This is a genomic window from Pseudomaricurvus albidus (genome assembly GCF_018863235.1).
GTDB lineage: Bacteria > Pseudomonadota > Gammaproteobacteria > Pseudomonadales > Cellvibrionaceae > Pseudomaricurvus > Pseudomaricurvus albidus.
On sequence record NZ_JAHKRS010000001.1, the window covers coordinates 1 to 12,939 of the forward strand.

Genomic DNA, 12,939 nt, shown 5'->3' on the forward strand with positions numbered 1-12,939 from the left:
GGAATTCGTATTGATCCAGCAGCTCACGCAGCTCCATCTCTACCAGTTCCAGCATTTCAGCGTACTCTTCTGAGTCAACGCCGCCACAGTCTTCAGCCAGCAGGTCAGCTTTGTTCAGGAATACAACGATGTAAGGTACACCTACCTGACGAGACAGCAGGATGTGCTCACGAGTCTGAGGCATTGGGCCATCAGTCGCGCCACACACCAGGATAGCGCCGTCCATCTGGGCAGCACCGGTAATCATGTTCTTAACGTAGTCGGCGTGTCCCGGGCAATCTACGTGCGCGTAGTGACGACTCGGAGAATCGTACTCAACGTGAGAAGTTGCGATGGTGATACCGCGCTCACGCTCTTCGGGAGCGTTATCAATACCGTCAAAAGCAACGGCTGCACCGCCCCATACTTCCGCACATACGCGAGTCAGAGCTGCAGTCAGAGTAGTTTTACCGTGGTCAACGTGACCGATGGTGCCCACGTTTACGTGCGGTTTTGAACGTTCAAATGCTTCTTTAGCCATTACGAGGGCCTCCTGAGTTTACACATCTTGCCGAGTGTCGCCGCCAACTGCAGCGAGCATTACACCCAAACACACAAAAACGCCGTAAAGAGCTTGCTTTCTTCACGACGCAAATACTGGAGCTCTTGAGCGGATTTGAACCGCTGACCTCACCCTTACCAAGGGTGTGCTCTACCAACTGAGCTACAAGAGCTTATTCTTGCATACAAGCAGAACCTGGAGCGGGTAGCGGGAATCGAACCCGCATCATCAGCTTGGAAGGCTGAGGTTCTACCATTGTACCATACCCGCTAAACTTACCTTTTAGCTCTTGTGAGCCAGGCCTTTCGCGCCACCAGCCAAGCAAACTGCTCAGATGGAAAATATGGTGCAGGGGGGTGGATTCGAACCACCGAAGCTTTCGCGTCAGATTTACAGTCTGATCCCTTTGGCCACTCGGGAACCCCTGCCAAAAAAGAGGCGTTATTTTCCGCCTCATCTTGGCAACTGTCAACCGATAATTCCTGAGAATTCACACGGTTACAGCAACAAGATGAAAAAAAATGGAGCTGGCGAGAGGAGTCGAACCCCCGACCGGCTGATTACAAGTCAGCTGCTCTACCAACTGAGCTACGCCAGCCCATATTCACCGACTTGCGACACCTAAATAGGCACTCGCTTTAAGTGAGGGCGCGATTCTAGAGAAACTTTTACTCGGACGCAACATCTGGACAGAAATTTTGTCGTTTCTCCAGATCTTCTTCCCGATTCAGCAGCTCAAACCAGTGCTCACTGCCTATTTTTTCAGCTTCTCCACCCACCATAGACACCCAAACCTCCTCAAAGGAGCGGGGCACAGTGCGAATATTGGCCGGGTAACCACTGGACTGAACCACCTCCAACTGCTCTTCCGCCCGACTGCGATCACTGAACAAGCCAAAAGAGATACCATTCTCCAAATCCCCTTTGGGAATGACATAACTGTCTATCCCCTTCGCCTGCAATTCATGCAGGCGCCTTAAAGCGGCTTTGCGCGACACCTCCGGCGCCTGATATACCCAAAAACCCGGATCCCCAGGCACTTCGAGAACCTCTACAGACGACACAACATCCAAAGCCCCCAGACGCTCAACAAAATATTCAGCCGCAAGACGCTCCTTGAACGGACCCACAAGGGTACAGACAGCACGACCATCATCCCGATCACCCCCCGCCTCACGGGACGCGACCCATTGATTAACCTCAACCTCGGAACTCAGCTCATGACGAACGTCAGACAACTCTGAACCGCCGCCATCAGAAGAACCGCCTCCAGACAAGGCAGCCCCGCCACCAGCCGCTCCAAGTGATGCCCCGCCATCAGGCAGCTCACTCAACAAAGTTAATTGGCCAACGGATTCCGACGATACAACTGGCGCAGCAGATGGCGACACCACAGGCTCAGGTGCTCGCAACCAGAACACCGCCAACAAAACCAGATTAATCACTACCAATGTAATAAATATTGCTCTCATCTTTCCTTCCCAAATCCCCTCGCCACAAGGATTCCATTACCCAAGAGGCCTGACATCCGCCAGCAACAAACCGTCCAGCACCAAATCTTCCACCACCTGACAAACCGGATCATCACCCAGCATGGATGACAACAGAGGCGCATCACCGCCAGTCAACAGCACCGTCCAGCGACCCCCATCCTGCAACTGACGTCGCCACACCTCACGCACCAGCCCGACCACCATCAATGGCAACCCAGAATTCACGGCCGCAGAGGTGTTTGAACCCGGCTCGCCGGAATCAAGCCAGTCAGCCACTACCTTAACCCTGGCGGTATCACCAAACAGAGCCGCATTCATCAAGCGCAAGCCCGGCACAATGTAGCCACCGCGATGCCTGCTACCCGACAACACATCCACCGTCACCGCGCTACCACAATCGACCACGATCACACCTTCACAGCCATACCGGGATGCCCCGAGGACGGCCAGCCAGCGATCAACCCCCAACAAATCAGGATTGTCATAACCAACACTGACACCGGCAGCAGAGCGGGTGACATACGCAAAGCAGGCCTCCACCCCCCAAACCTGACGCGCCCAATCCCGGATCGCCACCGACAACGACTCCTCCGCCACCGTGGACACCTGCAACTCCGCTACCGCAGCACCGACATCCAGCCGACCAAGACTCTCGACCACCGAAGCCAGCAAAGCGGCCTCAGTTTCGAAGTCCGCCCGCACACAAAAGCCACGCCCTAACACCTGAGCGCCCTTCTCGTCAGCCTCCAAAGACAGCAGACGCCACTTGAGGCGGGTGTTGCCAACATCCAGCTGCAATCGCACCATTGAATGACTCACCCCGCCACCATCACACGCCACGCAGCGAAACTTCGCCGCCATTAAATTCCTGAACAGTATCCCCAATTTGCAGACGCAATGCGCCGGAATCGGTCACACCCAGTGCAACACCGGCAATATCTTCACTGACTGTCAGCAAGCGGACATCACAACCGGCATGCACATGCGCAGCCTCCCACTCCCGACGATAGGCAGCAAAGCCCTCCAGGTGATAGGTCGCCAGAACCGGCAACAACTGATCCAACATGACGGCAGCAAGCTCATTGCGCGAGACACCCGGCAACACCTGATTCATATCCGCCCAGGGTTGATCAATATCAGCAGCAGACTCCTGCGCCATGGACACATTCAACCCGATACCGACCACCACCTGACAGGCACCCGCAGGATCGCCCGTCATTTCCAGCAACACACCTGCCAGCTTGCGCCCTTGCCACAGCACATCGTTGGGCCACTTTAACCCGACACCTTCGGCACCCAATTGCCTGGCCGCGCGCACCAGCGCCACCCCAACCGCCAGACTCAATCCTTCCAGAGCAGCAGCACCACCACTGAATTCAACCACCACAGAACAATAAAGACTCTGGCCAAAGGGGCTCACCCAGGCACGACCACGACGACCACGGCCCGCCGACTGATGCTCCGCCAGACACACGTAACCATGCGCACCGCCAGCAACAGCGCGAGCCATTGCCTGCACATTGGTAGAATCTACCGACTGACGAACATCCAGCTCCGACAGAAAACCGGCCGCTACCGGCGACAGGCCCGTCCGAATGCGATCGGCATCCAGCAACTCCAGACCACCGCGCAAGCGGTAACCCTTGCCTTTGACTGACTCCAGCGGAATACCGTAGGCCTCGAGTTTTTGCAGATGCTTCCACACCGCCGTTCGACTGACCCCCAACAACTCGCCGAGATCTTTGCCGGAGTGGTACTCGCCATCCGCCATCAGCGCCAATATTGCCTGTAAATTCATATTCCAGCCTTTTGATCAGTCCACATTAGCCCGCGTGCCGCGACAGCACATCCAACAACCCCGATAAATCCTGACGCAAGCGCTCAACATTCAAACCTGTCGCATCCAGCCGACCACTCGCCTGTTTCAACCATTGTGCCGCCCTTTTCTCGAGCGCCAAACCGGCCTCCGTCGCCGCCACCATCACCCGCCGTTCATCCTCGAGATCCCGCGTACGAGTCACCAGATGCTGCTGTTCCAACCGCTTTAACAACGGCGTCAACGTACCGGAATCGAGCCGCAAGCGCTCCCCCAGCATTTTGACGGTGGCTTCCGAGTGAGATGAGTGCGCCCACTCCCACAGCACCATCAACACCAGGTATTGCGGATAGGTCAGCTGCAAATCCTTCAACATGGGCTGATAGGCGCGAGTCATCGCCCGCGACCCGGCGTACAACATAAAGCACAATTGCTCATCAAGGCGGATCAAATCTTCATTGGCCACAATCGTGCTCCTGATTCATACACTTTATTCACGCTTCCGGCGCTCCTCCATCAAAACCGGAGCCACATCAAGACGCCATATCTGTTTTACAACAGCGCCTCAATGGCAGACTCCAGGCTTTCAGGCTTGTCTTTTGGCGCAAAACGCTTGACCACCTTGCCATCGCGCCCCACCAGAAACTTGGTGAAGTTCCACTTGATGGACTCAGTTCCAAACACACCGGGAGCCTGCTTCTTGAGATGATTAAACAGTGGGTGCGCATTGTCACCGTTCACCTCTACTTTCGCAAACAGGGGAAAAGTCACTCCGAAATTACGCTCACAAAAACCACCAATCTCTTCACTGCTACCCGGCTCCTGCTTGCCAAACTGATTACAGGGGAAACCCAAAATCTCCAACCCCTTGTCTTTGTATTTCTGATATAAGGCTTCCAAGCCTTTGTACTGGGGCGTAAAACCACACTTACTGGCCGTATTCACCACCAAAACCACCTTGCCCTCATAACCTGACAATGAACGCTCTTCACCCGCCAGATCCGGGGCCGAAAACTCCGCTAAGAAACTCATAAACACTCCTGCTCTACTATTTTGTGGATGCAATTTAATTGTGCACAATCAAAATAACTAAAAAATAGCCCGCGGGCAATGCCTTTCTTGCGCAGAATCAGAGAAAGGCTTGAAAAACAGAACTGCCGCCCAAAACCAAAGCCTCGGTTTCAGGCGACAAGAAAATTCAGGAGGGGTTAAGAGTCACCCAGAGTAATGGAGACATTATCAATGAGGCGCGCGCCACTGGTGTACATGGCACCCAGAATGGTCAGCTCGGAGTCGTCCACAGCGGCCGCCTCCAAAGTTTTGCTGTCGGAAATGGTGAAGTAATCCACCCGGAAACCAACACCTTCGATCTGCTTTTTGGCTTCGTCTTCGAGCACTTCGAAATCCCGGCGCCCTGCGAGAATTTCATCCGCCACCCAGTTCAGACTCTTGTTCAACTGGCTGACCCGCGGACGCTCTTCATCGGTAATAAAGCCGTTGCGGGAACTCATGGCCAGACCATCCGCCTCCCGGTGAATCTCGCCCGCCGTAATCTGTACAGGCATGCACAAATCTTCCACCATGCGCCGGATGACCGCCAACTGCTGATAATCCTTCAGACCAAACACCGCCTCATCTGGCTGCACAATATTGAACAGCTTGGTAACCACGGTAGTCACGCCCTCAAAGTGCCCTGGACGACTGGCACCACACAACACATCCGTCATGGTGGGACAGATGACCCGCGTCTGGGTATCCATGCCATTGGGGTACATTTCCAGATCGTCCGGATGAAACAGATAATCACAATTGGCTTCGCGCAAGCGCTTGCAGTCACCCTCAAACGTGCGCGGATACTTATCCCAATCCTCATTCAGACCAAACTGCAGCCCGTTGACAAAAATTGAGCACACCACAATGTCGTTGGTTTCCCTGGCTCGCTCAACCAGCTGTATATGGGCATCGTGCAGGTTGCCCATAGTCGGCACAAAACCAATGCGCTTGCCGGCCATCCGCTCTTTTTTCAGGGCGTCACGCAGGGAAGCAATGTGATGGAAAATTTGCATGGATCAACTCTCTCAATGATGATTTTGCCGGCCACACCGTGAAACGTGCAGCCGCTTACAATCGCGCCGGCAGGACGCCAATCAGAAATCGTCAGCCTGGTTAAAGTATTCCGGCGCCAGGTTTTCAAAGCGGGTGAACTTGCCCACAAAGGCGGCCTTGCTGGTTCCCACCTCACCGTTACGCTGTTTGCCCACGATCAACTCGGCCACACCCTTGTCGGGACTCTCCTCGTTGTAATACTCATCGCGGTAAATGAACAGGATCACGTCGGCATCCTGCTCGATCGCACCGGACTCCCTCAGGTCTGAGTTCATCGGCCGCTTGTTCGGGCGTTGCTCCACCCCGCGATTCAACTGCGACAGAGCAATCACCGGACACTCGTATTCTTTCGCCAGCGCCTTCAAAGAGCGCGAGATTTCGGAAATCTCCTGGGTACGCCCTTCACTGCGTCCAGCCACCTGCATCAACTGCAGGTAATCGAGCATCACCATGGCCGGCTTGCTCTTCTCCTCGAGCTCTTCCAGGGAGAGATGAGGTTGTTTCTGCTGCAACTCCGCCTGATAAGTACGGGTCACTCTTTTTACCCGCGCGCGGACTTCCTGCGGCGTCAGCCCCGGCGTGTCATCAATAAACAGGGGCTTGTCTTTCATCTTGGCCACAGCCGCCGACAGCTTTGGCCAGTCCTCTTCCGTCAGGGAGCCGTCGCGCAACTTGCCCGCATCGATACGACCAATGGAGGACAGCATCCGCATCACCAGCGAGTCCGCCGGCATTTCCATACTGAAGACCAGAGACGGCTTGTCCTGAGTCATCAGTGCCGCCTCGACAAAATTCAAAGCCAGTGCGGTTTTGCCCATGGATGGACGTGCGGCGAGAATGATCATTTCGCCGGGCTGCCAACCGGAGGTACGCTCATCCAGTGCCGTCAGGCCGGTGGACAGTCCGGTAATCGCAGAGTCCGACCGGAAGCGCTGATCGATTTTCTCGACCGAGGTTTTCAGCAGCGCATTCACATCCTGAAAACCACCCTCTTTCGGGCGATCTTCAGCGATTTCCGCCATGCGTCGCTCGGCCATCTGCAGCAGGTCATCGGAATCAAGACCCGCCGGATTCTGACTGGAGCGACTGATTTCATTGGCCGCATGGATCAGCTGACGCAGGGTTGCCCGCTCGCGCACGATCTGGGCGTAGGCCGTAATGTTGGCAGCACTGGGCGTGTGATTGGCCATCTCCGACAAATAGGGCAAGCCACCCACATGGGCCAGCAGATCATGGCGATTCAACTCTTCGGAGAGGGTAATAATATCCAGCGGCTGACCGGCATCGTGCAGCTTGGCCATCATCTGGAAGATATGGCGATGGTTTTCCCGGTAGAAGTCCTCTTCCGACATCACCTCAGCCACCGCATCAAAGCGCTGGTTATCCAGCATCAGGCCACCGAGAACAGCTTGCTCAGCCTCAATGGAGTGGGGCATGGGGTCGCGCTGCGCTGCTGACGGGGCAGAACCATCGAAAAAGTCAGAGTCTCCGTAATCGGGCGGCGAGTCTGAAGGGTAATCGGCAGAGTAAGCGTGCGGATCAGTCATAGGAATGGCGTATCAGGATGCTGAATTGGCTAGTTTGCATAGCACAGGAAAGATTAGCAAGGGGGACGAAAGGAAAATAGAGTCTCTCTCAAACCACCCCAAAAGAGAGCGGTAGAAACGACTCGGGCGCCACCCCAACACCACCGTCTTCCGACAGTGGGCAGGATAACGCCCGAATCACTTGCCGTACCGGACAGACTCCGATACAGCAACAGCCTTTAACGGCTGTAATCACTCAGTAAAAATTTACTCAGCAACTACTTACTCAGCAACTACGGTCAGCTTCACAGACTGAATCACTTCAGCGTGAACTTGTACGTCGATTTCGTACTCGCCAACTTCACGCAGAGTGCCTTCTGGCAGCTTCACTTCAGACTTGGCAACGTCAACACCGGCTTTGGTGATGGCAGCAGCCAGATCGCGAGCACCCAGAGAACCGAACAGCTTGCCTTCGTCGCCAGCGTTGGCAGCGATGGTTACAGTCAGTTCAGCCAGCTTCTCAGCGCGAGCTTCAGCAGCGGTCTTCTTCTCAGCTGCAGCAGCTTCCAGCTCGGCACGACGAGCTTCGAAATCTGCAACGTTAGCAGCGGTTGCAGGAATTGCTTTACCCTGTGGGATCAGGAAGTTGCGGCCAAAGCCTGACTTCACAGAAACCTGGTCACCAATGTTGCCAAGCTTACCCACTTTTTCGAGCAGAATAACGTTCATTTCGTTAATCCTCTAAGTTAAATTCAGTGTTCACGCATCGCGCTTAATCGTCCGAATCGCGGTCATCCCGGCTTGGGGGACGTCCCGATTTGGCTTCGATGCGCGAACGAAAGTCTATCCACGTATCCAGCACCGCAAGCGTCAATACGATCGGGCTTGCGAGCACGAGAACCATATAAAACAAGATCAGCCATTGTCCGCCCATTTGGCGGGTCTTTACGACACTGTGGGCAATGGTTGCACCCACCACCAGCAACGGAAAGCCAAACAGGCCCGCCCAGTGCTGATAATCCATACCCTGCGACCAGCAATACAAAATGGCCGCGGCACAAGACAATGTCGCTACCGGCTTCAGTCGCAACTGATGCAGCTCTACCTGCAACCCACCCGGGTTATACAGCAAAGCTTGCCACCAGCGTGCGAGCAGCAGACTCATAAAAGAGCTGACTGCCATGACATACGCGATCAGGCCAATCACAAAGATTTCGGAAGGCTTCTGAATTACTGTGCCTTCCGGCGCCTGAGCCTGCATCTGCTCCAGCACCTCACCTAACGCTTGCGTCACCCCGTGCACCGGGTCGGGAATTAACTGCCCCATAATCAGCGCGCTCAGCGCACTGACGGCTACCATGCCCATCAGGGTCTGGAGCCAGGCACCACTGCTTCTCAGCAGCAGGGCGGCCAACAACGTAACCACCATTCCCACAATAGTGACCACTGGCATCAGTGGTCCCATGTCACTGATGGCAAACGCCACCAGAGCAGGCAATACACCCCACAGCAGAACAGCCAGGCCATCTACTGTACCGCGTCGCAATGTCACCAAAGCTACCGCAGCGGGGCTAATCAGAGGAAACCAGCTCCCGATAAGAGCTACCACTGACGCCTGCGTACGTCCACGCATGATAAATTCTGCAAGAGCACGCACTATAAACTGATCTCTAAAATTACCGGATTCCCGTACTGACTGTCTTACTCGTGGCTATCCGTGTATGGCAACAAGGCCAGGTAGCGGGCGCGCTTAACAGCGGTAGCCAGCTGACGCTGATACTTGGCTTTAGTACCTGTGATACGGCTAGGTACAATTTTACCGGTTTCTGAAACGTATGCTTTCAGAGTGTCCAGGTCTTTATAATCGATCTGCTTTACACCTTCAGCGGTGAAACGGCAGAACTTACGACGACGGAAAAAACGTGCCATGGTGTTGACTCCTTACTCTTCGCCAGCTTCATCAGCGGCAGATTCTTCTGCAGAGCTATCTTCTTTAGAAGACTCGTCGGCAGACTCTTCGCGACGCTCTTGACGTTCCTGACGGTTCGCCTTGCGCTCGCGGCTCTCTTTTTCCGCTTTCATGATTGGAGACTCTTCAGTTACAGCCTCGTCCATGCGAACCACCAGGTTACGCAATACGGCATCGTTGTAACGGAAGTTGGTAGTCAACTCTTCCAGAACTTCTTCGGTACACTCAACATTCATCAGAATGTAGTGTGCCTTGTGGATCTTGTTGATTGGGTAAGCCAGTTGACGGCGGCCCCAGTCTTCCAGACGGTGAACTGCACCACCTGCATCGTTGATAGATGCAGAGTAACGCTCGATCATGCCTGCTACCTGCTCGCTCTGATCCGGATGAACCAGAAACACAATTTCGTAATGACGCATTTTAGCTCCTTACGGGTTAAAGCCTCCCGGTCAAGGACCAGTAAGGCAAGGAGGACTGAAGTCTTTATGATCCGCTCCAAACCTCTGAAACAGACCCCTCAGCCATAATTAGGGTCGCGTATTCTATGGGCGGGAATGTGGGAATGCAAGGATTTGTGCATTTTGTAGCCGATCCGGACACCGACAACCTCCTGACACCCCACAGAGCACCTGCAAATCTCACATAAAGATGCCAGCGACAGCCTCAGGGCTTATCATAGGCCGCCTGACATTTTCACCCTAACCACCGAGACGCCTCCATGAAAATCTGGGTCGATGCCGACGCCACCCCCAAACCGGTCAAGGAAATCCTGTTTCGCGCCGCACAAAGAGCTCAAATACCGACAACACTGGTGGCCAACCAGGCCCTCAGCGTGCCCAACTCGCCCCACCTGAAAACCGTTCAGGTACCCAGCGGCTTCGATGTGGCCGACAACTATATTGTGCAGCAATGCAGCGAGGGCGACATCGTGATTACTGCCGACATCCCCCTGGCGGCGGAAGTGGTTGAAAAAGGCGCCCTGGCCATCAATCCCAGAGGCGAGAAATACACCCGCGAAAACATCAAACAGCGCCTGGCCATGCGGGATTTTATGGAGGAGATGCGCTCTTCAGGGCAGGTCACGGACGGCCCCAAAGCATACAACCAACAGGATCGGCAGGCTTTTGCCAACACCCTCGACCGATTGCTGGCCAAACGATAAGGCGCCGGCTCACTGAGCAGCGGATGACTGGGCTCTGGGCAGGCCCATTGAACATACGGCTGCCAGACCCACCATCAGCGACGAAACCAACAGGCAGACCTCCAACCCCCAGAGCTGATAGACAACACCGGACAGAACCGTACCCGCCAAACGCCCGGCGGCATTGGCCATATAGTAAAAGCCCACATCCAGTGACACCCCGTCTTCTTTGGCGTAAGCCACGATCAGATAGGAGTGCACGGCCGAGTTAAGCGCAAACACGGCGCCAAAAGCCAGCAGCCCGAACACGATCACCCACTGCGGCTGCCACTGCCACCAGATGGCCAGCGCAATCAGCGCCGGCAAACCACACAACAACAGCGCCAATTCCAGCGCCGTACCGCCATCGGGTATCTTGCCTCGGCTGATGCCGGTAATCGCCGGGGCACGGGCCTGCACCAATCCATAGAGGATTATCCACCCCGCCAGCATGGCGCCCACCGACAAGTGGGACCAGCCAAGCTGCGCCTGCAAAAATACCGGCAGCGCCACCACGAACCAGACGTCCCGCGCACCAAACAAGAAGAAGCGCGCTGCCGACAATTTATTAATGGCCGCACTTTTGGAAAACAGGTCTTTGAATTTCGGTTTAAAACGGGTCTTGCCCAGCTGGCGATCCAACAGTGCGACACTGAACATCAGCACCACCAGCAACCCCACCGCCATCACCGCCACGGCACCACGAAAACCCAGACCGGACATCAACAGCGCACCCAGAAAGAAACCGATGCCTTTCAGGCTGTTCTTGGAACCGGTCAACAACGCCACCCAGCGGTAAAGACGGGCACTCTGCGCACCATCATCATCAGGCAACAGCATCTTGATGCTGCTTTTGGCACTCATCTTGTTGAGATCCTTGGCGATGCCCGACAGCGCCTGAGCCACCATCACGTACACCACACTCAACAGCGAGGGACTGACCAGCAACATGCCCAATGCCACCACCTGCAAGCCCAAGCCGATATGCATGGTGACATTGAGCCCAACCCTGGCGGCGAGCCAGCCACCAAACAGATTGGTCACCACCCCAAAAAATTCATAGAGCAAAAACAGCATGGCCACTTCCAGCGGACTGTAACCCAGGCCGTGAAAATAGAGCACCACCAGCATGCGCAAGGCGCCGTCGGTGAGGGTGAACGCCCAGTAACCGGCCGTCACGACCAGATACTGAGCCACATCCCGCGGCAGATCCGAGACTTTTTTCAGCAGGGCATTCACAGAGACGCGGCCACCTTTTGCACCAGCTCCATCATGCGATTCACATAGCCAATCTCATTGTCGTACCAGACCAGAAGCTTCACCTGTGTGCCATTGATGACCATGGTCGAACCTGCGTCCACAATGCCGGAGCGGGTATCGTTGGTGTAATCCACCGACACCAGAGGACGCTCCTCATAACCCAGCACACCCGCGAGGGAACCTTCCGCCGCAGACTTCAGCGCCTGATTGACCTCATCCACAGACACGGATTTTTCCAGCTCAAACACGCAATCAGTCAATGACGCATTGGCCAGCGGCACCCGCACCGCAACACCGTTAAGACGCCCTTTCAATTCGGGAAAGATTTCCGTGATAGCCGTCGCCGACCCCGTCGATGTGGGAATCAGCGACTGACCACAGGCGCGGGCACGCCGCAAATCCGTGTGGTACTCATCGAGAATACTCTGGGTATTGGTGATGTCGTGAATGGTGGTGATCGAGCCGTGACGAATCCCAAACTGCTTGTGCATCACCTCAACCACGGGTGCCAGACAATTGGTGGTGCAGGAGGCCGCCGTGACAATTTTTTGAGAGCCGTCGTAGAGGTGATCGTTGACCCCCATCACCACATTGAGCGTCCCGTCTTTGACCGGAGCCGAGACAACCACTTTTTTAACGCCCGCCTCAAAATAAGGTTCCAGCAGCGCCTGGCTCTTGAATTTTCCGGTGCATTCCACCACCAGATCCACACCCAGGCCGCGCCAATCGGTCTGTTGCAGCTCGCTATTTTGAGAATAGGAAATCTCGGCCCCATCAATGCTCAACCCGCCGTCCACGACATGGATCTCGCGCTGCCACTGTCCATGAACGGAATCAAATTGCAGCAGGTGCGCCGCGGTGGCCACATCACCGGCCTTTTCATTGATGTGCACCACCTGAAAACCCGGCCAACCCCAGGCTGCTCGCAGCGCCAGCCGCCCCATGCGACCAAAACCGTTAATCGCCACCCTGATCGTCATACCTTACCTCCTGCGAAACCGCCCCTAGTTAAAATGTATATACGCAAAAAGAGATATATCTCTGTGAA

General features: G+C 55.2%; 15 protein-coding genes and 4 tRNA genes. 1 reads left to right on the forward strand and 18 read right to left on the reverse strand.

Going from position 1 to position 12,939, the window contains the following annotated elements:
- The 16 genes from KOI40_RS00005 to rpsF form a co-directional block, all read right to left on the reverse strand.
- Window positions 1-520: GTP-binding protein (locus KOI40_RS00005; RefSeq protein ID WP_216095391.1), on the reverse strand; the 520-nt coding region annotated here is incomplete at its 3' end.
- A 117-nt stretch (window positions 521-637) separates the two neighbouring features.
- Window positions 638-713: transfer RNA gene (locus tag KOI40_RS00010), tRNA-Thr, on the reverse strand.
- 24 nt (window positions 714-737) lie between these two features.
- Window positions 738-811, reverse strand: a tRNA-Gly gene (locus tag KOI40_RS00015).
- Window positions 812-885: 74 nt separating this feature from the next.
- Window positions 886-969: transfer RNA gene (locus KOI40_RS00020), tRNA-Tyr, on the reverse strand.
- 94 nt (window positions 970-1,063) lie between these two features.
- Window positions 1,064-1,139 (reverse strand) — tRNA-Thr (locus tag KOI40_RS00025).
- Window positions 1,140-1,209: 70 nt separating this feature from the next.
- On the reverse strand, window positions 1,210-2,013 hold the full coding sequence (locus KOI40_RS00030) for an SPOR domain-containing protein (RefSeq protein WP_216095392.1): 804 nt from the start codon (window positions 2,011-2,013) through the stop codon (window positions 1,210-1,212).
- A 36-nt stretch (window positions 2,014-2,049) separates the two neighbouring features.
- Window positions 2,050-2,895 carry a type III pantothenate kinase gene (locus tag KOI40_RS00035; protein ID WP_216095393.1) on the reverse strand — a complete coding sequence of 282 codons (846 nt, stop codon included), beginning with the start codon at window positions 2,893-2,895 and terminating at the stop codon, window positions 2,050-2,052.
- A complete protein-coding gene (gene birA / locus KOI40_RS00040) occupies window positions 2,864-3,832 on the reverse strand; it encodes a bifunctional biotin--[acetyl-CoA-carboxylase] ligase/biotin operon repressor BirA (RefSeq protein ID WP_216095394.1) in 969 nt (322 codons plus the stop codon). Before birA ends, KOI40_RS00035 begins: the two co-directional genes overlap by 32 nt.
- A gap of 25 nt (window positions 3,833-3,857) precedes the next feature.
- A complete protein-coding gene (locus KOI40_RS00045; protein ID WP_369413122.1) occupies window positions 3,858-4,316 on the reverse strand; it encodes a MarR family winged helix-turn-helix transcriptional regulator in 459 nt (152 codons plus the stop codon).
- Between the two features lie 86 nt (window positions 4,317-4,402).
- Window positions 4,403-4,882: a glutathione peroxidase gene (locus tag KOI40_RS00050; protein WP_216095395.1), complete on the reverse strand. Its 480-nt coding sequence runs from the start codon at window positions 4,880-4,882 to the stop codon at window positions 4,403-4,405.
- A gap of 176 nt (window positions 4,883-5,058) precedes the next feature.
- Window positions 5,059-5,916, reverse strand: coding sequence for a pantoate--beta-alanine ligase (gene panC, locus KOI40_RS00055; protein ID WP_216095396.1), 858 nt, complete (start codon window positions 5,914-5,916; stop codon window positions 5,059-5,061).
- Between the two features lie 81 nt (window positions 5,917-5,997).
- Window positions 5,998-7,392, reverse strand: a complete 1,395-nt coding sequence (gene dnaB / locus KOI40_RS00060) for a replicative DNA helicase (RefSeq protein WP_216096001.1) — start codon at window positions 7,390-7,392, stop codon at window positions 5,998-6,000.
- Between the two features lie 372 nt (window positions 7,393-7,764).
- Window positions 7,765-8,211, reverse strand: a complete 447-nt coding sequence (gene rplI / locus KOI40_RS00065; RefSeq protein WP_216095397.1) for a 50S ribosomal protein L9 — start codon at window positions 8,209-8,211, stop codon at window positions 7,765-7,767.
- Between the two features lie 43 nt (window positions 8,212-8,254).
- Window positions 8,255-9,115: a hypothetical protein gene (locus KOI40_RS00070; protein WP_216095398.1), complete on the reverse strand. Its 861-nt coding sequence runs from the start codon at window positions 9,113-9,115 to the stop codon at window positions 8,255-8,257.
- Window positions 9,116-9,183: 68 nt separating this feature from the next.
- Complete coding sequence (rpsR, locus tag KOI40_RS00075; protein WP_160968094.1) at window positions 9,184-9,411, reverse strand: 30S ribosomal protein S18; 228 nt, start codon at window positions 9,409-9,411, stop codon at window positions 9,184-9,186.
- Between the two features lie 12 nt (window positions 9,412-9,423).
- Window positions 9,424-9,870: a 30S ribosomal protein S6 gene (gene rpsF, locus KOI40_RS00080; RefSeq protein ID WP_216095399.1), complete on the reverse strand. Its 447-nt coding sequence runs from the start codon at window positions 9,868-9,870 to the stop codon at window positions 9,424-9,426.
- 299 nt (window positions 9,871-10,169) lie between these two features.
- Between rpsF and KOI40_RS00085 the strand changes: the two genes are divergently transcribed.
- A complete protein-coding gene (locus tag KOI40_RS00085) occupies window positions 10,170-10,613 on the forward strand; it encodes a YaiI/YqxD family protein (protein ID WP_216095400.1) in 444 nt (147 codons plus the stop codon).
- Window positions 10,614-10,622: 9 nt separating this feature from the next.
- On the opposite strand, the gene arsJ is transcribed toward KOI40_RS00085, so the two are convergent.
- Both arsJ and KOI40_RS00095 read right to left on the reverse strand, forming a co-directional pair.
- Window positions 10,623-11,870, reverse strand: coding sequence for an organoarsenical effux MFS transporter ArsJ (arsJ, locus tag KOI40_RS00090; protein WP_369413123.1), 1,248 nt, complete (start codon window positions 11,868-11,870; stop codon window positions 10,623-10,625).
- The gene (locus KOI40_RS00095; protein WP_216095401.1) at window positions 11,867-12,871 is read right to left on the reverse strand and encodes an ArsJ-associated glyceraldehyde-3-phosphate dehydrogenase; all 1,005 of its coding nucleotides are present in this window, start codon (window positions 12,869-12,871) and stop codon (window positions 11,867-11,869) included. Before KOI40_RS00095 ends, arsJ begins: the two co-directional genes overlap by 4 nt.
- Between the last annotated feature and the right edge of the window lie 68 nt (window positions 12,872-12,939).

Coding starts and splice junctions, on each gene's coding strand:
- KOI40_RS00035 (WP_216095393.1), bottom strand. CDS start 2,895: ATGGCGGCGAAGTTTCGCTGCGTGGCGTGTGATGGTGGCGGGGTGAGT.
- KOI40_RS00030 (WP_216095392.1), bottom strand. CDS start 2,013: ATGAGAGCAATATTTATTACATTGGTAGTGATTAATCTGGTTTTGTTG.
- birA (WP_216095394.1), bottom strand. CDS start 3,832: ATGAATTTACAGGCAATATTGGCGCTGATGGCGGATGGCGAGTACCAC.
- KOI40_RS00095 (WP_216095401.1), bottom strand. CDS start 12,871: ATGACGATCAGGGTGGCGATTAACGGTTTTGGTCGCATGGGGCGGCTG.
- dnaB (WP_216096001.1), bottom strand. CDS start 7,392: ATGCCCCACTCCATTGAGGCTGAGCAAGCTGTTCTCGGTGGCCTGATG.
- panC (WP_216095396.1), bottom strand. CDS start 5,916: ATGCAAATTTTCCATCACATTGCTTCCCTGCGTGACGCCCTGAAAAAA.
- KOI40_RS00085 (WP_216095400.1), top strand. CDS start 10,170: ATGAAAATCTGGGTCGATGCCGACGCCACCCCCAAACCGGTCAAGGAA.
- rpsR (WP_160968094.1), bottom strand. CDS start 9,411: ATGGCACGTTTTTTCCGTCGTCGTAAGTTCTGCCGTTTCACCGCTGAA.
- rplI (WP_216095397.1), bottom strand. CDS start 8,211: ATGAACGTTATTCTGCTCGAAAAAGTGGGTAAGCTTGGCAACATTGGT.
- KOI40_RS00070 (WP_216095398.1), bottom strand. CDS start 9,115: ATGCGTGGACGTACGCAGGCGTCAGTGGTAGCTCTTATCGGGAGCTGG.
- rpsF (WP_216095399.1), bottom strand. CDS start 9,870: ATGCGTCATTACGAAATTGTGTTTCTGGTTCATCCGGATCAGAGCGAG.
- KOI40_RS00050 (WP_216095395.1), bottom strand. CDS start 4,882: ATGAGTTTCTTAGCGGAGTTTTCGGCCCCGGATCTGGCGGGTGAAGAG.